This window comes from Amycolatopsis coloradensis, from assembly GCF_037997115.1.
In the GTDB taxonomy this organism is placed as follows: Bacteria; Actinomycetota; Actinomycetes; order Mycobacteriales; family Pseudonocardiaceae; genus Amycolatopsis; species Amycolatopsis coloradensis_A.
On the sequence record NZ_CP150484.1, the window covers coordinates 5,269,286 to 5,294,984 of the forward strand.

Genomic DNA, 25,699 nt, shown 5'->3' on the forward strand with positions numbered 1-25,699 from the left:
CCCGGGTCCGTGAAGCCCCCTTCCCTCGGCTCAGCCGAGGAAACTCGACCTTCATGTACTCGAGCGGGCAAGGAGCACTGGTACCGGGGCTTAGGAAGGCACCGCGCCGGTGCTGCCCCGTTCGGTCAGGCGAGGTGACAGCAGCCGGACCTCGGCCTGGCCTCCGTCATCGAGACGGCGCATCGCCATTTCGACGGCGAGGCTGCCGAGTTCGGCGGCCGGGATGGCGATCGACGTCAGCTGTACCGACTGCGCCTCGGCCATGTCCTCCGGGCAGACGGCCAGTACCGAGATGTCCTGGGGCACCTGCTTGCCGCGACGGTTCAGTTCGGACAGCAATGGGCCGAGGATGGCCTCGTTGTGCACGACCAGCCCGGTGACGCCGGGGTGCTTGGCGAACACGTCGTCGAGGCAGGCACGCAGCGCGTCGTAGGAAGGCGCGCACGGGAACGAACCGGCGCGCACCTTGCGCTTCGTGGCCGTCTGGCGGAAGCCGCGCAGGAAGCGTCCCGCGTAGCTCGTGCCGCGTTTGTAGACCGCGGGGGATGGGCCGATCAGCGCGACCTCGCGATGGCCGAGGTCGGCCAGATGCGTGACGCTCGCGGCGCCGGCGGCGGTGAAGTCGAGATCGACGCAGGTCAGGTCGCCGGGGTCGGCGGGAACTCCGATCAGCACCACCGGCCGGTGCAAGGATCTCAGCACCGGGAGACGCGGCTCGGAGGTTTCGACGTCCATCACGATCAGCGCGTCCGCGATGGCGGACGCCGCGATCCGGCGCAGGCCGTCCGGGCCTTCGTTCTTGGTCAGCAGGAGCACGTCGTGGTCGTAGGTGCGTGCCTCGGTGACGGTGGCCGCGACGAACTGCATGACCACCGGGACGTTCAGGTCCGTCCGCAGCGGGACGACGAGCGCGAGCACGTTGGTGCGGCTGCTGGCCAGCGCGCGGGCGCCCGCGTTCGGGTGGTAACCGAGTTCGCTGATGCTGTGCTGGACGCGGCGGCGGGTGTCCTCCGAGATCGAACGCCGTCCGGACAGCACGTAGGACACGGTGCTCGGGGAGACCCCGGCCGCCCGGGCGACGTCTGCGATGGTGACCATCAGCCGATGATAGTGCCCGTCGAATCGATTCGACGGGCTCAGCCCTTGCTCAGTTCGATCAACCGCGGCAACGCGTCAGTGGGCAGCGAGACACCCCGGTAGGCCATGAGTTTGGTGAACTGGCGCATCGGCATCGAAGCGACCATGCGCATCCAGTCCGCGCTGCTCTCAGCCCGATCGCTCTGGCCGGCGAGCAACTCGCCAAGCTCCGGACCCACGATCGGGTGACCGAACCACTCCTCGACCGTCGAGTCGATCGACAGGACCGGGATGATGACGTCGCCGGCCAGCGTGACGAGCGCTTCGGCGACGATATGCGCGGCGCTCCGGCCGATCTGGACGGTGTAGTCGCCCGGCGAGACCACCCAGCGGCTCAGTTCGACGTCGTACCAGGCGAAAGAGCGGCGATCGAGGGTGAGCTCGACGCGGCGGGTCTCGCCCGGTTCGAGCGAGATCTTGGCGAACGCGCGGAGCTCCCGCGCCGGGGTGCGAACGGGAGCGGCGTTGGTGGCGACGTAGACCTGGACGACGTGTTTACCGGCGCGGGTTCCGGTGTTGGTAACGGTCACCGCGACGGTGGCGGAGTCGTCGCCCGTCGCCGTGACCGTCAGGCCGGCGGTCTCGAAGGTGGTGTAGGACAGGCCGTGGCCGAAGGGGTACCGGACCGCGACCTCGGCGGTCTCGTAGTAGCGATAACCGACCATGACTCCCTCGCCGTACCGGACGTGGCCCGACTCGCCGGGGAAGTTGAGATAGCTGGGGTTGTCCTGCAAACGCAACGGAATGCTCTCGGCGAGATGACCTGACGGGTTGGTGACACCGAAGAGGAGGTCGGCGAGCGCCCTGCCGCCGGCCTGGCCGAGCAGCCAGCCGTCGAGAATGGAGTCGACGTCGTCGTGCCAACCCTCCAGTGACACCACGCCGCCGTGGGAGAGGACGACCACGGTGCGCGTGCTCGCTGCCGCGACCGCCTTGATGAGCTCGACCTGTGCCGCGGGAAGGCCGATGGTGTCCCGGTCGAACCCCTCGGATTCGTCCCTTTCGCTCAGACCCGCGAAGACCACCGCGACGTCGGCCTCACGGGCGACCTCGACGGCGTTGTCGGCCAGGCCGCTCGCGTAGGTCACGGATTCTCCGAGCTCCCGGATCGCGTCGAGCGCGGTATCGACCCTGGTGGGATTGACGTGGGAGCTGCCGCCGCCCTGGAAGCGGGGGTTCGCGGCGAACTCGCCGATGACCGCCACCGCGGATCGCGTGGTCAGGGGCAACGTGTCCCGGTCGTTCTTCAGCAGGACAGCGCAGCCGGCGGCGACTTCTTTCGCCACCCGGTGCTGCTCGTCGGGGTCCACGTCGCCACTCGGCGGCAACGCCCGGCCGGCGAGGGCGAGAACGCGGCGGACACTCCGGTCGACGACGGCTTCGTCCAGCTCCCCGCTCCGGACCGCCGCCACGATCTCGGCGTCGCCGCTGCCGCCGGTGCCCGGCATCTCGAGGTCGAGCCCCGCCGTGAGCGCGGGGACGCGGTCGTTCACCGCACCCCAGTCCGAGACGACCAGACCGTCGAAACCCCATTCGTCGCGCAGGACGTCGGTGAGCAGACGGCGGTTCTGGGAGGCGTAGACGCCGTTGACCCGGTTGTACGAGCACATCACCGTCGCCGGGTGCGCTTCGGTCACGACGCGTTCGAACGCCGGCAAGTAGATCTCGTGCAGGGTCCGTTCGTCGACCTCCACGCTGACCCGCATCCGGTCGGTCTCCTGGTTGTTGGCCGCGAAATGCTTCACCGAGGCTCCCGCGCCTTCGGCCTGCATGGCCCGCACGTAGGCGACGGCGAGCGCCCCGCTGAGCAACGGGTCCTCCGAGTAGTACTCGAAATTGCGGCCGCACAACGGGGACCGCTTGATGTTCACACCGGGGCCGAGCACCACCGAGACCCCGGCCGCGCGGGCTTCCCTGCCGATGGCCGCGCCGACCCGCGCGGCGACCTCGGGATCCCAGCTGGAACCCACCGCGACCGACGGCGGGAAACAGGTGGCGGACACGCTGTCGTGCACGCCGAGATTGTCGGCCGCGTTGTCCTGCCGTCGCAGGCCGTGCGGGCCGTCGGAGAGCAGGATGGACGGGATCCCCGCGACCTCGATCGCCTCGGTGTGCCAGAAGTCGCGGCCGGACAGCAGCGACGCCTTCTGCTCGAGCGAGAGGCCGGTGGGTTCGATCGAGGTCAACGGGATTCCTTCCGGCCGGCAACTGTCCACTGTGTTCGAGAGTGCCAGACGGACACACCGCTGGCACGACGCGGCCGAGAGCATTGTCTCGTCGTGTCCTGTCCGCTAACATCGCCGTAACGCGACTGTCGAATCGATTCGACAATCGAATCTCTCGCTCGATCGCCACACGGTCACCACCGCTCGAAACTCGCCGAATATCGCCGCCCGTTTCGTCGAAGCGCTTCGATTACTCGCGATGGAGTCTTCATGAGCAGAGCAACTCTCCTCGCCCGCCTACGCCGGATGGGCATGTTCACCACGACGATCGCCCTGGTGCTGGGCCTCGCGTCACCCGCGGTCGCGGACGAGCTGAACGCTCTTCCGTTCCGTGATCCTGGCCTTCCGCTGACCACTCGGGTGGACGATCTGGTGCGGCGGCTGACCCTGGCGGAGAAGGTGTCGTTGCTGCACCAATTCCAGCCGGCGATCCCGCGGCTGGGCATCCCCGAATTCAAGACGGGAACCGAGGCCCTCCACGGTCTCGGCTGGACGACGGAACGCACGAACGGCGCCGTCGTGACCGCGAGCGCCACGGTCTTCCCTCAGGCGATCGGGCTCGCTTCGACGTGGGACCCCGCGTTGATCGAACAGGTCGGGGCGGTCGTCGGTGACGAGGCGCGGGGCTACCACTCGCAGGACCCCGGGTTCTGGGGACTCCAGCTGTGGGCACCGGTGGTGAACCTGCTGCGTGATCCGCGATGGGGGCGCAACGAGGAGGGCTACTCGGAAGATCCTCTGCTGACCGGGGCGATCTCGACGGCGTACGGCAAGGGGATGACCGGCGACCATCCCCAGTACCTCAAGACCGCTCCGGTGCTGAAGCACTACCTGGCCAACAACAACGAGATCCGCCGCGACACCACGTCGTCCAACCTGCGCCCGCGAGTGCTGCGCGAATACGACGAGCAGGCGTTCAAACCGGCTATCGCGGCCGACGCGGCGACCGGCGTGATGGGGTCGTACAACCTCGTCAACGGACGGCCCGCGACGGTCAACCCCGACCTTGACGACGTCGTGCGGACGTGGACCGACAAGACGCTCTACAACGTCAGCGACGCGTCCGCCCCGTACAACCTGACAGGCTCCGAGAAGTACTACGGAACCAACGAGGAAGGGTTCGCGGCCACCCTCAAAGCCGGTCTGGACGGCTTCACCGTCGACAACCAGAACCCCGGCCCCACCATCAAGATCATCACGTCCGCGCTGGCCAAGGGGTTGCTCGCCGAGGCCGACATCGACAAGGCGGTGAAGCACGTCCTGAGCGTCCGCTTCCGGCTCGGCGACTTCGATCCGGACGGCGGCCCGTACGCCAAGATCGGCAAGGACGTGGTCAACAGTCCGGCGCACCGGCAGCTCGCCCGCAAGGCGGCGGGCGAGGCCATGGTGCTGCTGAAGAACGACCGCGGCGCGCTGCCGCTGGACCCGAAGCGCGGAGTCGCGGTCATCGGGCCGTTGGAGAAGACCCTGTACACCGACTGGTACTCCGGCGGACTGCCGTACAAGGTGACCCCGGTGGACGGGATCCGCGCGCGGCTCGGCGGCGGGGCACAGATCACCGACACCGAGGCCGTCGACAGGATCGCCTTGCGCGACGCCGCCACCGGCAGGTACCTCAGCGGCGGCGCGGGTGAGGCGGGCGCGGTGCTCAAGACCGGCGCCACCAGTGCCGGGGCCACGGAGCAGTTCGACGCCTTCGAGTGGGGCGATGGTGTGCTGACGTTGCGCAGTGTCGCGAACGGGAAATACGTCGAGCGGCAGAACCTCGCCGATGCCACCAGCCCGTTCCTCAACCAGGCGCCGCAGCCGCGGGACTGGTTCGTCCACCAGCAGTTCAAACTGGAGGACGCGGGTGACGGCACGGTCGTGATCAGGTACGCCGGTTACGAGCTTCCGAACGACTGGGACGGGCCGAACAACTATCTCACCGTAGCCGCCGACGGCACACTGACCCTGGGCTCGCCGAACGCGGCGGGAGCGACCAAGTTCCGCAAGGAGCAGATCACCTCGGGAATCGACAGCGCGGTGAAGGCGGCACGATCGGCCGAAACGGCGGTCGTGGTCGTGGGCAGCATGCCGTTCATCAACGGCCGGGAAGACCACGACCGCACCACGACGGCGCTGGCCCAGAGCCAGAGCGAACTGATCAAGGCCGTGCGCAAGGCGAATCCGAACACCGTCGTGGTGGTCGAGAACAGCTATCCCACGACCTTGAACTGGGAGCAGGAGAACATCCCGGCGATCGTGTGGACCTCGCACGCCGGCCAGGAGACCGGCAACGCGCTCGCCGACGTGCTGTACGGCGACGTGAACCCGGCGGGCCGGCTCACCCAGACCTGGTACCGCTCGGACGCCGATCTTCCGGACATCCTCGACTACGACATCATGAAACGCGGCAGCACCTACCAGTACTTCACCGGTGATCCGCTTTACGCCTTCGGTCACGGTCTGTCCTACACGAACTTCCGCTACAGCGACCTGCGTCTCGGCAATCCGGGTCCACAAGGGACGTTCGAAGCGACGGTGAAGGTGACCAACACCGGGAAACGTGCCGGTGACGAGGTGGTGCAGCTCTACACCCATCAACTCGTGTCCCGCGACAAGCAGCCGAATCAGCGGCTCCGCGACTTCGAACGGGTGCACCTGGAACCAGGGCAGACCAAGACGGTGCGCCTGTCGGTGCCCGACCTCCGGCATTGGGACGTCACCCGGGGCAAATGGGTGCTGGAATCGTCCGTCCACGAGGTGATGGTCGGTGCGTCCGCCGCCGACATCCGGCTGCGCTCGGCGATCCCCGTTCGTGGCGAGCAGATCCCGCCGCGCGACCTGACGCGGAACACCAGGGCGATCGACTTCGACGACTACTCGGGCGTCGAACTAACCGACGAAAGCAAGGTCCGTGGCGACGCCGTCGGAGTCGGCGCGGGAGACTGGCTGTGCTTCAGCGACGTGGACTTCCGTTCCGGGGCACGGACGTTCACCGCCAGAACGGCTCGCGCCGAACCAGGAACGTCCACGGTGGAAATCCGGCTCGGCGGCCCGCGCGGCAGGCTGGCCGGAACCGCGCAGATCGCCAGTACCGGCGACAAGTACACGTACTCGACGACCACCGCGACGTTGTCCGGGCTGAACGGGCGACACGACGTCTACCTCGTCTTCACCGCCGATTCGAGAATCAGCACGTTTTCTCTGCGGTAGCGGTCCATTTGGTGAAAAGACACGGAAGGAACCCGGCTATGCGTAGGCAAGCACGATCCTTGTTGAGCAGTGTCGTCATGGCGTTGGTCGCCACCCTGACGATAGGAGGGACGGCGCAGGCCGCCACCTGGAGCTCTTCGGACAAGTGGGGGAGCTGGTCGAACGGCGGCTACACCGTCCGCAACAACGTCTGGGGCGGAGGCGCCGGCCCGCAGTCGATCTGGGCGAACTCCTACAGCAACTTCGGCGTCTGGGCGAACCACCCGAACACCGGCGGAGTGAAGTCGTATCCGCATTCGGCGAAGAACGTCGGCCGCCAGTTGAGCGGTCTGCGGAGCCTTTCCAGCAGTTTCGACGTCTCCAGGCCGGGCGGCGGCGCCTACGCGACGGCGTACGACATCTGGGCGAACAACAACGCCTACGAGATCATGCTGTGGATGAACAAGCAGGGTGCCGTGGGCGCGATCGGTTCGAAGGAGACCACGGTGGCGGTCGGCGGCCACACCTGGGACGTCTACCGGGGGAGCAACGGCGCCAACGCGGTGTTCTCCTTCCTGCGCACCTCCAACACGAACGCGGGTTCGGTCGACGTGCTCGCCGTGCTGAACTGGATCAAGAATCGCGGCTGGTACGGCGACGTGACGGTCGGTGAAGTGCAGTTCGGCTTCGAGATCACGTCGTCCAGCGGCGGCATGAACTTCTCGTCGAACAGTTATTCCGTCTCGTCGTCCTGATCGGTAGCCACTTTCGCGACACACACGACCCCGCCTGGATCAGGTCCGCACCGGCGGAGATGCCCGACCGTACCGCTCCGACTTGCGGGTCCGGTGCCGTCGTGTCACCAATGGACATGTTCTGAGTGGCGCGAACGGCGAGAGGACATGTACAGCCGGTGAACCTGACTCTCGTCGCCGTGCTCGGCGTCGTCCTCATCGTGGTGGTGGCCGCGTTCTCCGAACGGCTGAACCTGGCTGCTCCGCTGAGCCTCGTGGTGGCCGGGATCGGGCTGAGCTTTCTGCCGGGCGTCCCGCATCCGGAGGTCGAACCCGAGCTGATCCTCGCCGGGGTGCTCCCTCCGCTGCTGTATTCGGCGGCGGTGAACATGCCGATGGTCGACTTCCGACGGAACATCCGGCCGATCACCGGCCTCGCGGTCCTTCTCGTGGTGGGGACGACACTGGGCGCCGGCTGGCTGTTCCACTGGCTGGTGCCGGGGATCGGGTGGCCCGCCGCGTTCGCGCTCGGCGCGGTCATCAGCCCCACCGACGCCGTCGCGGCGACGTCCGTGGGGCGGCGACTCGGTCTGCCACCCCGGCTGCTGACCGTGCTCGAAGGCGAAGGGCTGGTCAACGACGCCTCAGCGCTCGTGCTGCTGCGGTCCGCCGTCGCCGCGGTCGCCGGGTCGGTGTCCGTCTGGGGCGTGGTGGGCGAGTTCGTCTTCTCGGTCGTCGTGGCGGTCGGGATCGGGATCCTGGTCGGGGTCGTCAACGTGCGGGCGCGCGCCTTGCTGGGCAACGCCGTGCTCAACACGGCCATCTCGTTCGTGGTCCCGTTCATCGCCTTCCTTCCCGCGGAAGAGGCCGGCGCCTCGGGCGTGCTCGCCGTCGTCGTCGCCGGCCTGGTAACCGGTCATCTCGCCCCGCGGCACCTGCGCGCGACGGACCGCCTCGCCGAGACCGTCAACTGGCGCACCGCGGCGTTCCTGCTGGAGAGCGGGATGTTCCTGCTCATGGGACTCAGCGTGAAGACCCTCGTCGACGAGGTGCACGAGGACGGTTCGAGCGTCTGGCGCGCGCTCGCCATCGGCCTGGCCGCGTCGGCGCTCGTCATCGTCGCGCGCGTCGTCTTCGTCGGACCGCTGGTCGCCGGCCTGTACCGCGAGCAGCGAAAAGCCGCGCGATTCAAACCGCGACTGGAGACCACGCAGGCGGTGCTGCGGGGCGACGAGTCGAATCCCGCCGTCACCGAGCGGCTGGACAAAGCGTCACCGAGACGGGTGGCGCATTTCCGGAAACGGCTCGATCGCGCCGCCGCGGACGTGGAGTTCCGGCTCACCGAGACTCTGGGCTGGCGCGGCGGTGTGGTGCTCGGCTGGGCGGGGATGCGCGGCGCCATCACCCTCGCGGCGGCGCAGACCCTTCCGCAGGACACCCCGGACCGCGCCCTGCTGGTCCTGATCGCCTACGTGGTGGCGACCACGACGCTGCTGGTCCAGGGGATGACCCTCCCGGCGGTCATCCGTGCGGCGCGTGTGCCCGAGGAGGATCCGGACCGGGCGCGCCAGGAGTACGTCCGGCTCATGACCGAGCTCGCCGACGCGGCGAAGTCCGTTTTGGACGATCCGGCCGACGGGCCGTTCAGCGAGGCGGTCCTGGACCGGGTGCGCTCGGACGTGCGCGTCCCGGGCAAAGCGACTGCGGGCCGTCCGGCGCCGGAACAGGTCGAGAGCGTGCAGCAATATCTGCGGTTGCGCTTGCGTGTCCTCACCGAACAGTCCGAACGCCTTCAGCGAGCCCGGTCGAGCGGCGGATACAGTTCCGAGACGGTGAGCCGGGCGCAAACAGCCCTCGACGTGGAGATGGCCCGCCTCGAGCAGCTGGCGGATAAACCGGCGTCGTGACCGACCGCTGGAGCCGACAAGGCGGCGATAGTGATCTAGGACACAATGTCTCCGGCATTTGCCCCGAACCGTCCGCATCGGCAAAGTCAACGATGCTTACATGCGCGGTATGAACGGATACGACTGGGCTCCGCCCACGGCTGCGGAAATGGCCGTTTGGGAGGCCAAGGCCGCGGAATTCGAACGCCTCGCCGCCGAACAGGCCGAAGAACGTTTTACCGGTCATTCGGATAGCGGCCTCGTCGAGGCCGAAGTGGACGGCAACGGACGGCTGACGGACCTCGACGTGAGCGCCGAGGCGCTGCGTCAGGCCTACCCGCAGAACATCGGCCCGGACACCATCGAAGCCATCGTCGCAGCCCGGGCCGCGGCCGGCGCGGCAGGCCGCGAGAAGGCCGCAGGAATCCTCCCGGGGGTGCGCGCTTGAGCCGCAGGCGCAGGCTGGAGAACCTGGTCAGCGAGATCGAGGAGCGCGACGCCGCGCTCACGACAGCGCTCGCGAACGCCAGGGAGCAGGCCATCGAGGTCGACATCCCCGGCGAGCTCGGCGTCGTCGAGGTCTCCGGTGCCGGCCAGCTGCAACGCATCGAAATCGACCTCGAAAACCTCCCCTACACCACGGCCCAGGCGTTGAGCGAGAGCCTGCTGGAGGCGATCGTCGCCGCCGAGGAGCACGCGCAGGCACTCAGGCAGCAGGCCCTCACCGCCTCGCGCCCCCGCTGATCACCGAACGGAGAACGACTTTGGCTCGAATCGAAGGCACCGGTTACTACGTCGTACCGGACGCCCTCCGCAAGAACACCGAGGCGTGGGTCACCACCGGGGACGCCTGGCGGGAGTTCGTCGACCGCGGCAGCGACTACGCGGCCATGGCCCCCGCCGACATGGGGCTGCTCGGTATGAAGACCGGTTTCCCCACGGACTACAACGTCGCCCGCGAGACCATCCTGAAGACCGCTCGGATCGGCATCGAGCAGATCGACGAGGTCCGCGGCAACCTGGACAAGGTTGCCAAGGAGTACGAAAACCGCGACGCCGAGTACTACGAGAAGTTCGGATACATGGGTGGCGACGACGACGCTGCGGACAGCCGCTTCTAGGCCCCGGCACACACTCGAAACTTAAGGAACAGAACAGAGCATGGCGACACGCCAGAAGGCCGAGTGGCCTGAGAACGCGGCCAAGAAAGTCCAGGAGAAGGCCGAAGAGCACGAGCACAAGGGTGCCCTCGACACCTTGTTCATGATCCGGGATCTCCTCTTCGGCAACGCCGATCGGATGGAAGAACTGGCCGTGTGGTGGGGCCAGGCCTGGTACATGGTCGACTCGGAGACCGCGATCGACGACTCGCGCAACAACCTCGCCGCGTACTGGCAGGGCGGCGGGTACGACTCGTACAACACCTACGCGATCAACGCCACCAAGCGCATCTCCCGCAACGAAGGTGTGTTCAACGAGATCGCCGGCACGATGGAGAGCTGCATCGACATCGTCTACGAGACCTACGGCGACGCGATCGCTTTCATCAGCGAGTGCGCCAACCAGATCGCCGAGGCTTCGGCGAACTTCCTCGAAGACCTCATCAACCCCTTCGGTGAGGCCGCGAACGTCATCCGCCTGCTCAACGGTTTCGTCCAGAACGTCAGCGATCTGGTCGAGGCCTCCGTCCGCAAAATGGGCGACCTGCGCCAGATGGGCGTGTTCCTCGCCCGGCAGGCGAACGACTTCAGTGACGTCAAGGAGATGGCCGAGGCGGCCGGGAACCCCGAACTCTGGGGGGTCAAGCCGGTGCCGAAGGAACCCGCGGCCGCGCAGTGACGGACGAACCGACGAAAGAGCCCGACGGCGAACGACTGCTCGAGAACCCGTGGGATCCGGAGACACTCGCCGCCAAACGCAAGAAGGCGGGCAAGCCGAAGGCCAGGATCAGGGGGGCGGGCAAGCCCGCCGAGGAGGATCCTGAGTTCCGGCTCAAGTTCGGGAAGGCCTGGTAGTGACCCCGGCGGGTCCCCATAGGACGAAATGTCCTATGGGGACCCCTCGTGACACGCTCGCGCGCAAAGGACCTCAGCCGATGGACGGGATGCGCGCCGTGGGCGGCACGACCGGCGTTCATGACGCAGTTGGTGCTGCGACGCCGTGCCGCGTGGAAACGCGTGGTCGTCGTGGAGCTGGGTTGGACAAGTGCTACGGGGTGTGGCCGTGGACTGCGTGCCGGACCTCGACCACGCGGGGGTCATCGGCGCGAAGGCGACCCGGTCACGTCAGCCGGTATTCCATCGCGTACCGACCGGCAGCCACGGATTTTCTGGGCCGTTAGAGGGGGCGTTTGAAGCTCGCACATGTGCCTAGACGTGGTCTCAAAACTTAAGGGTGTGTCACTGCGTAACCTGCCGGTCCTGGTCGTCGATCGTGGGCAGTCGTGGCGAAGACGACGCAGCAGCGGCGGGTCGAAGACCGGCTCTGGGAGCTGATCGAACCCCTGATCCCGTCCCGACCAGCGCCGCGCGGTCCGGGTGGGCGGCCCCGGATCGATGACCGTGCCGCGCTAGAGGGGATCTTGTTCGTGCTCGACACCGGCTGCCGCTGGCGAGAACTACCCGAGCAGCTCGGATGCGGGTCCGGGCACAGCACCATCGACGGGGATGAACGAGCACTCTCGTCGGGAAGTGATCAGCCATCGGTGGGGCCGCCTCTTCAGAGGCGTTCGATGCGGTCGGCCTGCGGGCCCCGGTCGCTGTGACGCACCGTGTACCGGACCCGGTCACCCTTCTGCAGCGGCTCCGACCCCATGATCACGGACACGTGGGCGAAGAGATCGTCGCCGCCTGCGTCCGGGGTGATGAAGCCGAAGCCGCGGTCGTCGTCGTAGCGTGCGACGACGCCCTCGCCGCCTCGTACGGGCACGTCCCGCGCCGCCGGCCCCGCGGCCGCGGCAGGTGCCGGCCGCTGCGGCGCCGTCTGGGGCTCGGCGCCCCGGACCAGGTGCACGTCGCGGGCCTGCGGGCCTTTGTCTCCACTAGCTACCTCGTAGGCGACGCGGTCGCCCTCCGCGAGCCACGTCAGCCCCTCGGCCAGGGCCCGGGCGTGAACGAAGACGTCCCCGGCGCCGGAGTCGGGGTTGATGAAGCCGAAGCCCTTGTCCTCGTCGTACCAGGCCACGGTGCCGTCGGCACCGTCCGCGATACCAGCCGCAGCGGGTGAGCCGGCCCCTGCTCCCAGCGGGATCACGTGCCCGGCCTGCGGGCCGCGCTCGCCTTCGACGATCAGGAAGGCCACCCGCTGCCCCTCGGTGACCACGCCGCCGGTCACGATGGCGGAGCTGTGCACGAAGATGTCGGCGCCGCCGCCGTCCGGCGACGCGAAGCCGTACCCCTTGCCCGGCTCGTACCAGTTGACGGTGCCGAGCAGGCCCACGGCGCTGCCGGTGGCCGCATCGGCGGTGACGCGAACGCGCAGCGCCTGGGGCCCGCGGTCGTTCTCGCCGACCTCGAACACGACGGCCTGACCCTCGCGGAGCACTTTCGCGCCGCCGTCCCCGACGATCTCGGAGGCGTGCACGAACACGTCCGGCGAGCCGTCGTCGGGCGCGAGGAAGCCGAAACCCCGTTCGGCGTCGAACCAACGAACGGTCCCTTGCGGCATCAAAGACTCCAAGTCGAGAGGGCGGGCACTGGCCCCCAGTCTCTCTGACAGACCTCCGGTCCGTCAGGCCGGGCCCACAGGCGGGCGGTGCGGAGCCAGGGGCGGGCCGTTGGTTCACCTAGCGACACGCCGAGTTTTGAGACCAGGTCTTAGTCAGGCTTCCGGTGAGCCTTGTGTCGAACACGTAGCCCTTGAATCTGCCTTGAGGCGTGCCGCCTCCCTCGATTAGGGCCGGTAGTGCGTCGCGGAGCAACCGCCGCAGGCACGCATCCAACCCTGCTGAGGTGTGTCTGCCCCCCGACTTCACCAGCCCTTCCTGACTTACCCGCCGAGGTGAAGTCCTCGTCGGAGGCCGTCTCCGGCCTGATTGGCCATTCCTCGGACGTGCTCGACAGGCATCTCCTCAGCTTGGGTGCCAGCGGAGGCCTCTTCGACTGGGCTTCTGGACGGTCCGCGCCTTCCGGACCGTCCTCGTCCAGTGACGAGGACGAGGACGAGGACGATAAGCTGGTCGAGCAGCAACCCGACCGCGTCAAAGCCTTCTTCCGCAAGGCATCCGTCCACTATGCTGCAGACTAACACGCCATAATTGCCTTACGGATCAATAATCACCTTGCCACTCACAAGGGACGATCGGATCAGACCACGGCTTGGAAAAAATAGTCCCACGGGTAGGCGTCGACTACGTCGCCGTCGCTGATCTGCTCGAGTTTGTAGCTGATGGTCGTCCCCTCCGGGAAGTTGTAGTTACACTCCTCCGTCCCGTTCTCCGAACCGTTGTAGTCCCTGCAGAACCCCGAGGTCTTGCCGTGCTCGTTCGGCCTCGAGCTGTTCCAACGCAGTCGCGCGCCGTTACCGTCCCAGGTCTGGTCACTAATCTTCATGCGGTCTCCGTAGCTGATCACGCAGCCCCAGTCGTCATTGAGGTAGATCTTCGTACCGGAGCAGGAGGCCCGATCCTCGGTCTGCGCCTGTCCTCCGTCCGCCGCGCTCGCGGCGGTAAACCCCATCGTGGCTACGGAACTGATCGCCAATGCCGCCACAGCTGCAGTTCGCTTCATCTTGCGCACTTTGTTCCCCCTCATTCTTTTCGTCAGTGCCGCGTTCGCGGCGTTCCCGGGCGTGGAATTCAGCCCTGCGGCAGATTCCGCCACCCGAACGCGGTCCGAGCCGCGACGGACTCCATCGTCAGCAGCCAGACGATCGGAGGCAAGGCGGTCGGCGGAGATTGGGACGCTGGGACGAAACAGTGGCCCTCACCAGCGGGAACGCGCCGTCCCGGGACGAATCGGCCCGCCATCCGTGCCGAACCCCGCCTGTGTCCGCCCGAGGCGCCTGTGCCATCCCGGTTGACGGCCAAAAGATGATGCTCGGAGGATGGATGCGGACGAGGTAGACATCGACCCACTTGCAAGTAAACTACTCTCAGTCATCAGTAGCGGGGTATTGCCTGGTCATAAGGCAGGGAGTACGCGAAGCATGAAGTCGCAGGGAAAATATCTACAAAGACTGAATACTTCTGCGCACACGACTTTGTTCAGGATGCGTCGTTTAAGTGGTAGATAATGTTGTACGGCTTGCAGAGCGTCGACTCGTACTGCAAACAATTTCGTCGTTCGGCTTGAAGCGTCCACTATGGACCGTCTCGTCCGGTCCTGGGCCGTTTCACGATCGATCGCAGTGGCACCTACCCGCCTTGGGTGGTCGCAACTGGGAGATCTGACCCTCGGGCTGCCGGGAGTTGGGTGCAGGTGCCCGATGTCTCTCGGTGGCTCTACCGGCACATGGCCAGGCAGGATCTCTGGGTCAGGTTGGAGGTCAATGTCGCCCCATGCTGGCGACGTCTGCGCTGGTCAGGTGGTTCTTGGTCCAGGATGAGATGCGTCTCAAGTTGTGCTAAGCCAACCTGCAGGCCGGGCGTCTCCGGTTGGAAGCCGGTCGGTGTTTCACCGTGCGAGGCACTGTCCGATTCGTCTGCGGCCTGCCGTTACCGGTGGTCCCGAACGACGTTCGGAACCACCGGCTTCATCTACCTACATATAGAAGTCAGCCGTGCTGGCTGGCCCACCATTTCTGGCCGGCCTCGGGCAGGGTGGAGATAGGGTCGTAGTAGGGGTAGCGGCGCTGCAAGGCTTCGGGGTCCTCGTGTTCGATCCCGGTCCGGTAGTTCTTGGTCCAGTAGGAGATCCCCAGCTCGCGGTCGTACTCGGCCAACTGGTGCACCCACCGCTTCCCGACGTAGGGCACGTCGCAGACGATGCGGGGAGTCGCGTAGCCGGGCAGGTAGCCCATGATCGCGTGCTGCAGTTCCTGTGCCTCGTGCACGGAAACCCGCCAGTGCTCGGCGTTCGGGATCATGTCGCACATGTAGAAGTAGTACGGCAGGATGTTCGCCTCGCCTTGCAGCGCGAAGCACAGGTCCAGCAGGTCGGCCGGGGTCGCGTTGACGCCCTTCATCAGCACGCCCTGGTTGCGCACGTCGCGGACGCCGACGTCGAGGGCGGTCCTGGCGGCTTCGGCGACCAGCGGGGTCACCGACTGGGCGTGGTTGACGTGGGTGTGGATCGCGAGGTTGACGCCGCGCCGCTGCGCGGTGCCGGCGACGCGTTCGAGCCCTTCGACGACCTTCGGCTGGATCCAGTGCTGCGGGAGGGCGGCGAGCGCCTTGGTCGCGAGCCGGATGTCGCGGACGGTGTCGATGTCCATCAGCCGCATGAGGAACGACTCCAGCTGCGGCCAGGGCACGTTGGCGACGTCGCCGCCGGAGACCACGACGTCACGCACGCCCGGGGTCTTCTTCAGGTACTCGATCATCGCGTCCTGGCGGTCGACCGGTTTGAGCGAGAGCTTGTGCTTCTCGACTTGCTCGGTGGAGTTGCCGACCAGGTCCATCCGGGTGCAGTGCCCGCAGTACTGGGGACAGGTGGAGATCATCTCGGCGAGGACCTTGGTGGGGTAGCGATGGGTCAGCCCCTCCACCACCCACATCTCGGCCTCGTGCAGTGAGTCCCGTTCGGAGTGCGGGTGACTCGGCCATTCGGTGTCGCGGTCGCTGCGCACCGGAAGCATGTAGCGGCGGATCGGGTCGGCGTACCAGGCCTCGGTCACCTTCGCCGGGTCGGTGCCCGCGTTGGGCGCCATCGTGTTGATCATCTGCGGCGGCAGCAGCATCGACATCGTGGCCATCTCTCGCTGGTCGGCGAGCATGTCCTCGTAGAAGCGCTCCTCGAGCAGGTCGCCCATGAGGGCGCGCAGTTGCTTGGCGTTGCGGATGCAGTGCACTCGCTGCCACTGCGCGTCACGCCACTCTGCCTCGGTCACGTCGTGCCAGCCGGGGAAGCGGCGCCAGTCGGGTTCGATCAGCTCGACACGGGTGTAGTCGTAGGGCTGATCGTAGGCGGCCACCGGCGAGGTCGGTTCCTGGATCGCAGTCACTTGTACTCCTCGTCGTCGGAAACGCGTGAAAATATCCTGTCACATCGTTCGGAAGACGTAAATATTCCTGTCTTGCGTGGTGTGTCGAAATGTCACCGACCCGCCGGTCACGTGGTCGTCCCCACGCTGCAAACTCGGGAGCGTGACGAACGCGCGAACCACGCTCCTGCTCGGCGGGCGTATCTACAGCCCCTCGGCCCCCGACGCCACCGCCATGGCGATCACCGACGGCACCGTCGTCTGGGTGGGACAGGACGGCCCGGCCAGGGCCCTGCATCCCGACGCCGAACTGGTCGACCTCGACGGCGCCTTCGTCGCCCCCGCCTTCGTCGACGCGCATGTCCACGCCACCGCGACAGGCCTGCATCTCACCGGGCTGAACCTCGCGAACATCCGCAGCGCCGGCGAGCTCCTCGCCGCGGTCCGCGATGCCGCCCGCCCCGGCCAGGTGCTCGTCGCGCACGGATGGGACGAATCCCGCTGGAGCGACAGCAGGCTGCCCAGCCGCGCGGAGATCGACGAGGCCTCGAACGGCACCCCGGTGTACCTGAGCCGGGTCGACGTCCACTCGGCGCTCGTCTCCAGCGCCCTCGTCGCGCTCGCCGCAGGGGTGCACGAGGCGCCGGGCTGGTCGGCCGACGGACCGCTGACCCGTGACGCCCACCACCTCGTGCGCGCCGCGATGCGCGAGGCGATCACGCCGCAGCAGCGCCGCGAAGCCCAGCGCGCGTTCCTCGCCGAAGCCGCCGCGCGCGGAGTCGTGAGCGTCCACGAATGCGCGGGTCCGGACATCTCCGGCGCCGAAGACCTCACGGATCTGCTCGCGCTCGCCTCCGAACCCGGACTGCCGGAAGTCGTCGGCTACTGGGGCGAACGCGGTGGTGTCGACACCGCCCGCGCGCTCGGCGCCAGGGGAGTCGCGGGCGACCTGTTCGTCGACGGCGCGCTCGGCTCCCGCACCGCCGCCCTGCACGAGCCGTACGCCGACGCCCACGGCACCTCCGGAACGCTCTACCTCGACGCCGCCGCCATCGCCGAGCACGTCGGCGCCTGCACCGAGGCCGAACTGCAGGCCGGCTTCCACGTCATCGGCGACGCCGCCGTCGCCGAGGTCGTCGAAGGATTCCGGCTCGCGGAGAAGACCGTCGGCCGTCGAGCGCTGGCCGCCAGGCACCACCGGCTCGAGCACGTGGAGATGATCGACGCGGACCAGGCGAAGGCGCTCGCCGGCTGGGGCGTGGTCGCGTCGGTCCAGCCGCAGTTCGACGCGGAATGGGGCGGCACGCACGGCATGTACGTCGACCGCCTCGGCGGCGAACGGGCCGCGAAGCTCAACCCCTTCGCCGCCATGGCCGCTGAAGGGCTTCTGCTCGCTTTCGGCTCCGACGCTCCCGTCACGCCGGTCGACCCGTGGGCCACCGTCCGCGCCGGGACCTACCACCGCACGCCGGGCTCGGGACTGTCCGCTCGCGCGTCCTTCACCGCCCACACCCGCGCTGGACACCGCGCCGCCGGCGTGAACGACGGTGTCACCGGCAGCCTGGTCCCGGGCGCTCCCGCGCACTACGCGATCTGGGACGCCGAAGATCTCGTCGTCGCGACACCGGACTCGCGGGTGCAACGCTGGTCGACCGACCCGCGCGCGGGGGTGCCCCCGCTGCCGAACCTGACCGAGGGGGCGACGCCGCCCCGGTGCCTGCGCACGGTCCGCGGCGGACAGGTCATCCACGATCTGTTCACCCGGACGGCCTAGGGTTCAGGAGTGTCCACGACCGTGACCGATCCGGGCCCCGAAGCGGCGCCCCGGAAGCGCTTCTCACGCGCCTGGCTGGTGCGTTTCCTCGTCGCCGCAGCGTCGGGATTCACGCTGTACCTCAGTTTCGCTCCGCGTCCGCTGTGGTGGCTCGCGCCGCTGGCGTTCACCGGTTTCGCCCTGGTGGTGCACGGGCGGAGGTTCCGGGGCGCGTTCGGTTACGCGTTCGTGTTCGGGATGGGGTTCTTCCTGCCGCTGCTGACGTGGCTGCTGGATTTCCTCGGCCCGGGCTTCGGGCCGTGGCCGTGGCTCGGGCTGGCGATGGCGCTGTCGGTGTATCTCGGTTTCGGCGGGGCTTTCGCCACCGTGGTGTGGAGGCTGCCGCTCGGGCCGCTGTGGGCCGCACTGGTGATCATCGCGCTGGAGACCCCGCGCACCTGGTTTCCTTTTGGTGGCTTCCCGTGGGGCCGCGTCGCGTTCAGCCAGCCCGAGGGCGCCTTCGTCTCGCTGGCCTCGATCGGCGGCGCTCCGCTGGTCGGCCTCGCCGTCGTGGCGACCGGTTTCGGGCTCGCGGCGTTGTGCCTGCGCCTGAAGGGCGCAGATCCGCGCCGTTCTCTGGTGGCGGCGTCAGCGCTGACGCTGGTTCCAGTGGTGGCGGGGCTCGCGGTGTGGCCGACGATCGGCACCGAAGCCCAGGACGGCGAGCTCACCGTCGCCACGGTGCAGGGCAACGCCCCGGACATCGGCCTGGCGCTGGAAGGCCGCCGCGATGAACTCCGGAGCAACCACCTCGCCGAGAGTGCCCGGCTGCTGGAAAAGCTCAAGGCGAGCAACACGAAAGTCGATCTGCTCGTGTGGCCCGAGACCGCGATGGCCATGCGCACCGGCGACTCCGGCGTCGATCAGATGGTCCGCGACTACGGCGCGCAGGCGATCATCGGCGCGCTGGTCCGGCTGCCCGACGGAAGCGCGCAGAACTCCGCGCTCGTCTGGGATCCGGTCACCGGCCCGGGCCAGCGCTACGCCAAACAGCAGCTCGTCCCGTTCGGCGAGTACGTCCCGGCCCGTGAACTCGCGAAGCTGGTGACACCGTTCGTCGACAGCGTGGCGAACATGACACCGGGCGACGGAGCCAACGCCGCCCTGTCGGTCGCGGGTACCAAGGTCGGCGTCTTCATCTGCTACGAGACGGCGTTCGACTACCCGGCGCGGGAGTCGGTGGCCGATGGGGCGGAACTGCTCGTCGTACCCACCAACAACGCCTGGTACGGACCGGGGGAGATGAGCTATCAGCAGCTGGCGATGTCGCGGTTGCGAGCGGTCGAGCATGGGCGCGCCGTGATCGTTTCCGCCACCAGCGGGGTCAGCGCGATCGTCGCGCCGGATGGTTCGATCACGGCCTCCACCAGCTTGTTCACCGCAGATTCCCTGGTGGGGCGCGTACCGCTGAGGCAGCAGACTACGCTGTCGGATCTACTCGGTGTGACGACGGAGTACGGGCTGCTCGCCCTGGCGATCGCCGGGGTTACCGGCGGGTACGTGCTGCGTTTCCGCACCCGGCGCGCGAGCGTCGCCAAGGCAACGAGGGAAGCGGCGGGCTGACCCGCCGGAACACGGAGGAAAAGCGGATGGCGCAGGCGCCACGGGGGGCCCAGGGAATCGACCCGGTGCTGGTGGTGGTCCCGACGTACAACGAGCGGGAGAACATCGGCCCGATCCTGGAACGCCTGCTCGAAGCACTCCCGGAGGTCAACGCCCTCGTCGTGGACGACGGCAGCCCGGACGGGACCGGCGACGTCGCCGACGAGCTCGCGAAGGCCGACGAGCGGATCCACGTCATGCACCGGACCGAGAAGGCCGGTCTGGGCGCCGCGTACGTCGCGGGTTTCCGCTGGGGACTCGCTCGTGACTACGTCACCATCGTCGAGATGGACGCCGACGGCTCACATGCGCCGGAGGATCTGCCGCGGGTACTGGCGGCTCTCGAGGACGCGGATCTGTCCATCGGCTCCCGGTACGTTCCCGGTGGCAGCACGGTGAACTGGCCGTTCCAGCGCAAGGCGCTGTCCTGGGTGGCGAACCTCTACGCGAGGATCGCACTCGGCACGAAGATCAAGGACATCACGGCGGGTTTCCGCGCGTATCGCCGCACGGTGCTGGAGAAGCTCCCGCTCGACGAGATCGCCTCGCGGGGCTACTGCTTCCAGATCGACCTGGCGTTCCGCACGGCGCTCGCCGGATTCGAGGTGGTCGAGGTGCCGATCACCTTCACCGAACGCGAGGTCGGTCAGTCGAAGATGAGCGGTTCGGTCGTGCGCGAGGCGATCGTCCTGGTCGGTCTGTGGGGGCTCAAGCGTCGCTGGCAGCAGCTTCGCGGGCTGGCCAAGAAGGGCTGACCCCCAGCACGCTCACCCCGAGCTTTCCCAGTTCCTTCACCGTCGGCTCGTCCGGCGCCGCGTCGGTGATCACGCCCGCCACGTCGGACAGGGGGAGCACGGTGAACGGCGAGGCCGCGCCGATCTTCTCCGAACTGGCCAGCACGTAGGTGTCGGCGGCCCGTTTGGCGAGGGTGCGTTTCATCGCGGCCTCGTCGGAGTCGCCGGTGGTGAGCCCGGTCTCGGGATGCACGCCGGTGACGCCGAGGAAGAACAGATCGGCGTTGATGCCCTCGGCCGCCTCGGCCGCGGCCGCCCCGCAGGTGACGGCGGAGTGCTTGAAGAGCCGTCCGCCGATGAGGAACACCTCGACCTTCGGATGCGTGACGAGCGCGGCCGCGACCGTGGGGCTGTGCGTGACGATCGTCGCTTCGAGGTCGACGGGGAGTGCCTTCGCCAGCGCGAGCGCGGTCGTGCCGCCGTCGAGGATGACCGTCGATCCCAGCCGGATCAACGCTGCTGCACGTTTCGCGATCCGTTCCTTGCCTGCGACGCTGACCGCCATGCGCGTCGCGTAGTCCGCGGTGGCCGGGGAGACCGGCAGGGCTCCACCGTAGACCCGCTGACAGAGTCCGGCGTCCGCGAGTTCTCGCAGGTCACGGCGGATGCTGTCTTCCGATACGCCGAGTTCGGCGGCGAGGTCCTTCGCCACGATGCGGCCTTCGGTTTTGAGTCGTTCCATCAGCAGGTCTCGTCGCTGCGCAGCCAACATGTGCACATTCCTCCTTGTTCCTGCCGATTGTTGCACATTATGCTCCGGCTCATGAGCAAACCTCTGATGATCCTCATCGCCGGTCCGTTCCGCTCCGGAACCGGCGACGACCCCGAACTCCTCGCCCGTAATCTCGCCCGGCTCGAAGAGGCCGCGTGGCCGATCTTCCGCAGCGGGCACGTGCCGATGATCGGCGAGTGGGTCGCGCTCCCGGTGCTGCGCGGAGCGGGCGGGAAGACCGTCGCCGACCCGATCGCCAAGGAGGTCATGTATCCGACGGCCGACAGGCTGCTGCATCACTGCGACGCCGTCTTGCGGCTGCCGGGCGATTCCGCCGGGGCCGACCAGGACGTCGCCATCGCGCTCTCCCGCGGCCTGGCGGTGTATCACCGTGTCGAGGACATCCCGGGGTACCAGGCCGCATAATGCGTAACTCGACCGAGCGTGACGTTTTCGGGGGAGGTGAGCCGTGACCGGTCAGGTCTGCGGGATATGCGAAGGACCGCTGCCATCGAAGACGGGGTCGCGCGGGCGTACGGCCGTCTACTGTTCGGCCGCGTGCCGCCAGCGGGCCTACCGGTCACGGCGTGACCCCGCCCCCGACGTCGAAGCCCTCATCGCCGAGGTCGGCCGCGTCGCGAACAGGTTGGCACCTCAGCCACCGGAGGCGTTCCTCACCGATCTCACCTCACTCACCTCCGACGTGGGCAGGCTGCGACGCATCGCCCAACTGGCGCTGCGGCCGACAGGCGAAAACGTCACACCGGCGCCCGTGACGGAAACCCTGGACGAGGTCACCTTCGCCGGGAGGATCGAGCAGCACCAGCGAGAGCTGCGCGTGCACTGCTACCGCATGGTCGGGTCCTACGACGACGCGGAGGACCTGGTCCAGGAGACCTTCCTCCGAGCCTGGCGCGGCCGCGAAGGCTTCGAAGGCCGCGCGAGCTTCCGTGCCTGGCTCTACCGGATCGCCACCAACACCTGCCTCGATTTCTTGCGGCGCAACAAAAGGGGGCCCCGCCCCTACGACCCGTTGCCCGGCGTCGACCAGCAGGGCGAACCGCCCCAGTTCATGCCCTGGCTACAGCCGTACCCGGACAGCCAGCTCGTCTCCGCGGAGGCCGAACCCGATGAGATCGCGGAGACCAGGGAAACGATGGAGCTGGTCTTCCTTGCCGCCATCCAGCACCTCCCGCCGAAACAGCGGGCCGTGGTGATCCTCAACGACGTCCTCGGCTGGAAGGCCGCGGAGACCGCCGACCTGCTGGAAACCTCTGTCGCGTCGGTCACCAGCGCACTCCAGCGCGCCCGTCCCACCCTGCGCGAACGCCTGCCGGAACGCCGCGCCGACTGGGCACGGACGGCCCAGCCGACCGAGGAGGAGCAAACGATCCTGCGGCGCTACATGGCCGCCGCCACCGGCAGCGGCGACAGCCGGGTCATGGCCGAGCTGCTGCGGGAGGACGTGCTGGTCACGATGCCACCGAACCCGCTGTGGTTCTCCGGTCGCGACGTTTTCCTCGACTTCGTCGCCGAGTCCTTCGACCCCGCGTCACCGACGTACTTCGGCGAATGGAAACACCTTCCGACCAGTGCAAACCGGCTCCCCGCGGCGGCCGGGTACGTCCGGCGGCCGGGTACCCGGATCTATCGCGCACAGGTGCTCGACGTGCTGCGGATCGAGGACGGGAAGGTCGCGGAGATCACCGCTTTCGAACCGCACTTGTTCCCCGCGTTCGGCTTGCCGCTGACGATCACCTGAGGACCGATGAGTTCCGGGCGCCTTCCGCGTCTCAACGGTCGAACCCAAACACGCGGAAGGAACACGCTCATGAGCCTCGAGAACAAGAACGCGGTCATCTACGGCGCCGGCGGATCGATCGGCAGCGGTGCCGCCAAGGAGTTCGCCGCGCGCGGCGCCCGCGTCTTCCTCACCGGCCGCCACGAACCGGCGCTGACGAAACTCGCCGACGAGATCAAGGAGACCGGGGGACTGGCCGAAGTCGCCGTCGTCGACGGCCTGGACGAGGCCGCGGTCGACGCGCACGCGGCGTCCGTCGTGGCCGAGGCAGGCAGCCTCGACATTTCCCTCAACCTCGTCCCGCGCGGCGACATCCAGGGCATCCCACTCGTGGAGATGTCGGTCGAGGACTACGTCCGCCCGATCACCATCGGCATCACGACCAACTTCATCACCGCCCGCGCGGCCGCCCGGCACATGATCACGCAGGGCTCCGGTGTCATCCTCGCCCTCGACAGCGGCTCCGCCCAGGGCAGCCCGATGATGGGCGCGACCGGCTCGATCGACGCCGCGCTGGACACCTACATCCGCAACCTCGCCGTCGAGATCGGCCCGCACGGCGTCCGCGCCCTCGGCATCTGGGTCGCGGGTATCCCGGAGACCTTCACCCCCGAGAAGCTCTCCGCGGTCAACAACCAGCTGCCCGCGAGCCCGGAGATGGTGGAGAACGTCCTCAACGGCCTCAAGGAGGCCCGGATGACCAAGCGTTCACCGCGGCTCGCCGAGGTCGCGCGCACGCTGGCGTTCCTCGCCTCCGACGACGCCATGGGAATCACCGGCACCTTCGTCAACGTGACCAGCATGTTCCCCAGCTGACCGGGTCGCCCGGAGTTCCGCCAGTACCGCGCGGATCGCCGGACTGGCTTCGGCGCTGCGGCGCCACGCCGCGTGCACCTCGCGCGTCGGCGGGCGCCGCAGCGGACGGGCGACGAGCCCCGCGCTCAAGGGCGGACGCGCCAGCCGCGGGATCAACGCGAGGACCTCACCCGAGGCGACCAGCGACAGCTGCGTGGAGAAGTCGTCGACCAGATGCCGCACGTCGGGCTCCTCCGGCGAGTCCGCGAACAGGCGCCGGAACCACTGATGGCAGACCGTGCCCGGCGGGCTGGTCACCCACGCGTACCCGGCCAGGTCCGAACCGGCCAGCGGCGGCTCGACTCGCGCCAGCGGGTGGGTCTCGGCCATCACGACGTCGCCGAGGTCGGTGTGCACCAGACGCCGGGACAAGGCAGGGGACAGCGGGACAGGCAGTCCGTCGGCGTCGTGGAGGAGCGCGAGGTCCGCCGTTCCGGCATCGACACTGTGCAAGGCCTGGTCGGGGTCCTGCTCGGTGATCCGCAGGCGGAGGTCGGGATAGCGCGTCAGCAACCGCGGATGAACTGGGGCGAGCAGCCCGCGGATACCCGTCGAGAACGCGACCACTCGCAAAACGCCGCGAGGCGCGCCCTCCGCGACCGACTGAGCGGCCTCGGCACAGCGCTCGAGCGCCTGGAACACCTCGAGCGAGGAGTCGACGACGGCCTGTCCAGCCGGAGTGAGCACGACTCCGCGTCCAGCCGGAGCGAGCACGGGCATCCCGATCTGGCGCTCCAGCCGCTTGATCTGCTGCGACACCGCCGAGGCGGTGAACCCCAGCTCGTCCGCCGCGCGCGCCAACGTCCCCAGAGCGGCCACCGAACGCAACGCCCGCAGGGCTCCGACCTCAATCATGAAGCCAGGCTACGCAATACCTGCCAAAAACCATCGCTGGACCGCAGGTATCGACGCCGACAGGATCGACCGTATGACCGAGACCCTCTTCGGCTCCAACCTCGTCGCCATGGTCACCCCGATGGAACCCGGCGGCGCACTCAGCGAACCCGGCCTCACCGGCCTGGTCGACCACCTACTGACCACCGGATGCGACGGCATCGTCGTCGGCGGGACCACCGGCGAGTCACCGACCCTGACCGACACCGAAGCCGCCCGGCTCATCCGCACCGTGGCGAGCCACACCGGGAACCGGGCACGCGTGATCGCCGGCGTCGGCACCTACGACACCGCCGCCTGCCTCCGTCGCGCGAAGGAAGCCGAAGCGGCCGGGGCAGACGCGCTCCTGGTCGTCTGCCCCTACTACTCCAAGCCGACGCAGGCCGGAATCATGGCGCACTGCCAGGCGGTGGCCGACGCCACCGAACTGCCTGTGATGCTCTACGACGTCCCAGCCCGCACCGGAACGGCCCTGGAAGCGGCCACGCTGATCGAACTCGCCCGCCACCCCCGGATCCGGGCCGTGAAGGACGCCAAGGGCGACCTGTTCGAAGCGATGTCCCTCATGGCGCGCACCCCGCTGGCCTACTACTGCGGCATCGACGAACTCAACCTGCCCTACCTCGCCGCCGGCGCCACCGGCCTGGTCAGCGTTGTGGGCAACGCCTACGCCAACCGAAACGCCGAACTCATCGCCGCCGTACGCGGGGGAGACCTCGATACCGCGCGGACCCTCAACGCCGCACTGCTTCCCCTGGCCGACGCGGTCATGCGCACCTCTCAGGGGGCGATCATGGCCAAGGCCGCGTTGGCCGATCTCGGGATCATCCCGCACGCGACGGTGCGACTCCCACTGCTCGAATCGCCACCCGAGCACCTGCGACGGCTCAGGCACGCCATGGCGCTCTCGGCACCGGCGCCCTCGTGAGTGGGTGAGGCCAAGGGTGTCTTGGCCACCTACGTGATTCCGGCTGCGGTCGACTCCCGCG

General features: G+C 68.2%; 23 protein-coding genes. 16 read left to right on the forward strand and 7 right to left on the reverse strand.

Annotated elements, in window-relative coordinates; all coding sequences use genetic code 11:
• Positions 1 to 90 precede the first annotated feature (90 nt).
• Both LCL61_RS24610 and LCL61_RS24615 read right to left on the reverse strand, forming a co-directional pair.
• Positions 91 to 1,098 carry a LacI family DNA-binding transcriptional regulator gene (locus LCL61_RS24610; protein WP_340681900.1) on the reverse strand — a complete coding sequence of 336 codons (1,008 nt, stop codon included), beginning with the start codon at positions 1,096 to 1,098 and terminating at the stop codon, positions 91 to 93.
• A gap of 38 nt (positions 1,099 to 1,136) precedes the next feature.
• On the reverse strand, positions 1,137 to 3,323 hold the full coding sequence (locus tag LCL61_RS24615; protein ID WP_340681901.1) for a glycoside hydrolase family 3 C-terminal domain-containing protein: 2,187 nt from the start codon (positions 3,321 to 3,323) through the stop codon (positions 1,137 to 1,139).
• Between the two features lie 249 nt (positions 3,324 to 3,572).
• Between LCL61_RS24615 and LCL61_RS24620 the strand changes: the two genes are divergently transcribed.
• From LCL61_RS24620 to LCL61_RS42665, 9 genes are all read left to right on the forward strand, one after another.
• Positions 3,573 to 6,560, forward strand: coding sequence for a glycoside hydrolase family 3 protein (locus LCL61_RS24620; protein ID WP_340681902.1), 2,988 nt, complete (start codon positions 3,573 to 3,575; stop codon positions 6,558 to 6,560).
• Positions 6,561 to 6,598: 38 nt separating this feature from the next.
• Positions 6,599 to 7,294: a glycoside hydrolase family 12 protein gene (locus tag LCL61_RS24625; RefSeq protein WP_340681903.1), complete on the forward strand. Its 696-nt coding sequence runs from the start codon at positions 6,599 to 6,601 to the stop codon at positions 7,292 to 7,294.
• Positions 7,295 to 7,452: 158 nt separating this feature from the next.
• Complete coding sequence (locus tag LCL61_RS24630) at positions 7,453 to 9,180, forward strand: sodium:proton antiporter (protein ID WP_340681904.1); 1,728 nt, start codon at positions 7,453 to 7,455, stop codon at positions 9,178 to 9,180.
• Between the two features lie 109 nt (positions 9,181 to 9,289).
• Complete coding sequence (locus tag LCL61_RS24635; RefSeq protein ID WP_340681905.1) at positions 9,290 to 9,607, forward strand: YbaB/EbfC family nucleoid-associated protein; 318 nt, start codon at positions 9,290 to 9,292, stop codon at positions 9,605 to 9,607.
• Positions 9,604 to 9,903, forward strand: coding sequence for a hypothetical protein (locus tag LCL61_RS24640; protein ID WP_340681906.1), 300 nt, complete (start codon positions 9,604 to 9,606; stop codon positions 9,901 to 9,903). Before LCL61_RS24635 ends, LCL61_RS24640 begins: the two co-directional genes overlap by 4 nt.
• A gap of 20 nt (positions 9,904 to 9,923) precedes the next feature.
• Positions 9,924 to 10,280 carry a hypothetical protein gene (locus LCL61_RS24645; RefSeq protein ID WP_340681907.1) on the forward strand — a complete coding sequence of 119 codons (357 nt, stop codon included), beginning with the start codon at positions 9,924 to 9,926 and terminating at the stop codon, positions 10,278 to 10,280.
• 40 nt (positions 10,281 to 10,320) lie between these two features.
• The gene (locus tag LCL61_RS24650) at positions 10,321 to 10,998 is read left to right on the forward strand and encodes a hypothetical protein (protein WP_340681908.1); all 678 of its coding nucleotides are present in this window, start codon (positions 10,321 to 10,323) and stop codon (positions 10,996 to 10,998) included.
• Positions 10,995 to 11,174: a hypothetical protein gene (locus LCL61_RS24655; RefSeq protein WP_340681909.1), complete on the forward strand. Its 180-nt coding sequence runs from the start codon at positions 10,995 to 10,997 to the stop codon at positions 11,172 to 11,174. The genes LCL61_RS24650 and LCL61_RS24655 overlap by 4 nt, the downstream gene beginning before the upstream one ends.
• 428 nt (positions 11,175 to 11,602) lie before the next feature.
• Complete coding sequence (locus LCL61_RS42665) at positions 11,603 to 11,923, forward strand: transposase (protein WP_425341932.1); 321 nt, start codon at positions 11,603 to 11,605, stop codon at positions 11,921 to 11,923.
• Here the strand turns inward: LCL61_RS42665 and LCL61_RS42670 are convergent.
• The 3 genes from LCL61_RS42670 to LCL61_RS24685 form a co-directional block, all read right to left on the reverse strand.
• Positions 11,878 to 12,825, reverse strand: coding sequence for a cold-shock protein (locus LCL61_RS42670; protein ID WP_425341933.1), 948 nt, complete (start codon positions 12,823 to 12,825; stop codon positions 11,878 to 11,880). The two genes, LCL61_RS42665 and LCL61_RS42670, sit on opposite strands and share 46 nt — an antisense overlap.
• 638 nt (positions 12,826 to 13,463) lie before the next feature.
• On the reverse strand, positions 13,464 to 13,895 hold the full coding sequence (locus LCL61_RS24680; RefSeq protein ID WP_340681910.1) for a hypothetical protein: 432 nt from the start codon (positions 13,893 to 13,895) through the stop codon (positions 13,464 to 13,466).
• A 976-nt stretch (positions 13,896 to 14,871) separates the two neighbouring features.
• Positions 14,872 to 16,260 carry a KamA family radical SAM protein gene (locus tag LCL61_RS24685; protein ID WP_340681911.1) on the reverse strand — a complete coding sequence of 463 codons (1,389 nt, stop codon included), beginning with the start codon at positions 16,258 to 16,260 and terminating at the stop codon, positions 14,872 to 14,874.
• 142 nt (positions 16,261 to 16,402) lie between these two features.
• Here LCL61_RS24685 and LCL61_RS24690 point away from each other — a divergent pair, with 142 nt between their 5' ends.
• From LCL61_RS24690 to LCL61_RS24700, 3 genes are read left to right on the forward strand one after another with little or no spacing between them, the layout of a single operon-like run.
• The gene (locus LCL61_RS24690; RefSeq protein WP_340681912.1) at positions 16,403 to 18,013 is read left to right on the forward strand and encodes an amidohydrolase; all 1,611 of its coding nucleotides are present in this window, start codon (positions 16,403 to 16,405) and stop codon (positions 18,011 to 18,013) included.
• Between the two features lie 9 nt (positions 18,014 to 18,022).
• Entirely contained in the window at positions 18,023 to 19,615 is a 1,593-nt protein-coding gene (lnt, locus tag LCL61_RS24695; RefSeq protein WP_340681913.1) for an apolipoprotein N-acyltransferase, read from the forward strand.
• A gap of 26 nt (positions 19,616 to 19,641) precedes the next feature.
• Positions 19,642 to 20,409, forward strand: coding sequence for a polyprenol monophosphomannose synthase (locus tag LCL61_RS24700; RefSeq protein ID WP_340681914.1), 768 nt, complete (start codon positions 19,642 to 19,644; stop codon positions 20,407 to 20,409).
• Here LCL61_RS24700 and LCL61_RS24705 read toward each other — a convergent pair.
• Positions 20,363 to 21,160: a DeoR/GlpR family DNA-binding transcription regulator gene (locus tag LCL61_RS24705; protein ID WP_340681915.1), complete on the reverse strand. Its 798-nt coding sequence runs from the start codon at positions 21,158 to 21,160 to the stop codon at positions 20,363 to 20,365. The genes LCL61_RS24700 and LCL61_RS24705 overlap by 47 nt on opposite strands.
• A 51-nt stretch (positions 21,161 to 21,211) precedes the next feature.
• Here LCL61_RS24705 and LCL61_RS24710 point away from each other — a divergent pair, with 51 nt between their 5' ends.
• The 3 genes from LCL61_RS24710 to LCL61_RS24720 all read left to right on the forward strand — a co-directional run bounded on the left by LCL61_RS24710 (position 21,212) and on the right by LCL61_RS24720 (position 23,777).
• Positions 21,212 to 21,586: a DUF4406 domain-containing protein gene (locus LCL61_RS24710; protein WP_340681916.1), complete on the forward strand. Its 375-nt coding sequence runs from the start codon at positions 21,212 to 21,214 to the stop codon at positions 21,584 to 21,586.
• Positions 21,587 to 21,629: 43 nt separating this feature from the next.
• Positions 21,630 to 22,922: a sigma-70 family RNA polymerase sigma factor gene (locus LCL61_RS24715; protein WP_340681917.1), complete on the forward strand. Its 1,293-nt coding sequence runs from the start codon at positions 21,630 to 21,632 to the stop codon at positions 22,920 to 22,922.
• Between the two features lie 69 nt (positions 22,923 to 22,991).
• A complete protein-coding gene (locus tag LCL61_RS24720; protein ID WP_340681918.1) occupies positions 22,992 to 23,777 on the forward strand; it encodes an SDR family oxidoreductase in 786 nt (261 codons plus the stop codon).
• Here the strand turns inward: LCL61_RS24720 and LCL61_RS24725 are convergent.
• Positions 23,670 to 24,671, reverse strand: coding sequence for a LysR family transcriptional regulator (locus LCL61_RS24725; protein WP_340681919.1), 1,002 nt, complete (start codon positions 24,669 to 24,671; stop codon positions 23,670 to 23,672). The two genes, LCL61_RS24720 and LCL61_RS24725, sit on opposite strands and share 108 nt — an antisense overlap.
• A gap of 73 nt (positions 24,672 to 24,744) precedes the next feature.
• Between LCL61_RS24725 and dapA the strand changes: the two genes are divergently transcribed.
• Positions 24,745 to 25,638: a 4-hydroxy-tetrahydrodipicolinate synthase gene (dapA, locus tag LCL61_RS24730; RefSeq protein WP_340681920.1), complete on the forward strand. Its 894-nt coding sequence runs from the start codon at positions 24,745 to 24,747 to the stop codon at positions 25,636 to 25,638.
• Positions 25,639 to 25,699 lie beyond the last annotated feature (61 nt).

Excerpts from the sequence above, each read along its gene's own strand:
- LCL61_RS24650 (WP_340681908.1), top strand. The coding sequence starts at position 10,321 with ATGGCGACACGCCAGAAGGCCGAGTGGCCTGAGAACGCGGCCAAGAAA.
- dapA (WP_340681920.1), top strand. The coding sequence starts at position 24,745 with ATGACCGAGACCCTCTTCGGCTCCAACCTCGTCGCCATGGTCACCCCG.
- LCL61_RS24705 (WP_340681915.1), bottom strand. The coding sequence starts at position 21,160 with ATGTTGGCTGCGCAGCGACGAGACCTGCTGATGGAACGACTCAAAACC.
- LCL61_RS24620 (WP_340681902.1), top strand. The coding sequence starts at position 3,573 with ATGAGCAGAGCAACTCTCCTCGCCCGCCTACGCCGGATGGGCATGTTC.
- LCL61_RS24710 (WP_340681916.1), top strand. The coding sequence starts at position 21,212 with ATGAGCAAACCTCTGATGATCCTCATCGCCGGTCCGTTCCGCTCCGGA.
- LCL61_RS24635 (WP_340681905.1), top strand. The coding sequence starts at position 9,290 with ATGAACGGATACGACTGGGCTCCGCCCACGGCTGCGGAAATGGCCGTT.
- LCL61_RS42670 (WP_425341933.1), bottom strand. The coding sequence starts at position 12,825 with ATGCCGCAAGGGACCGTTCGTTGGTTCGACGCCGAACGGGGTTTCGGC.
- LCL61_RS24725 (WP_340681919.1), bottom strand. The coding sequence starts at position 24,671 with ATGATTGAGGTCGGAGCCCTGCGGGCGTTGCGTTCGGTGGCCGCTCTG.
- LCL61_RS24720 (WP_340681918.1), top strand. The coding sequence starts at position 22,992 with ATGAGCCTCGAGAACAAGAACGCGGTCATCTACGGCGCCGGCGGATCG.
- LCL61_RS24610 (WP_340681900.1), bottom strand. The coding sequence starts at position 1,098 with ATGGTCACCATCGCAGACGTCGCCCGGGCGGCCGGGGTCTCCCCGAGC.
- LCL61_RS24625 (WP_340681903.1), top strand. The coding sequence starts at position 6,599 with ATGCGTAGGCAAGCACGATCCTTGTTGAGCAGTGTCGTCATGGCGTTG.
- LCL61_RS24700 (WP_340681914.1), top strand. The coding sequence starts at position 19,642 with ATGGCGCAGGCGCCACGGGGGGCCCAGGGAATCGACCCGGTGCTGGTG.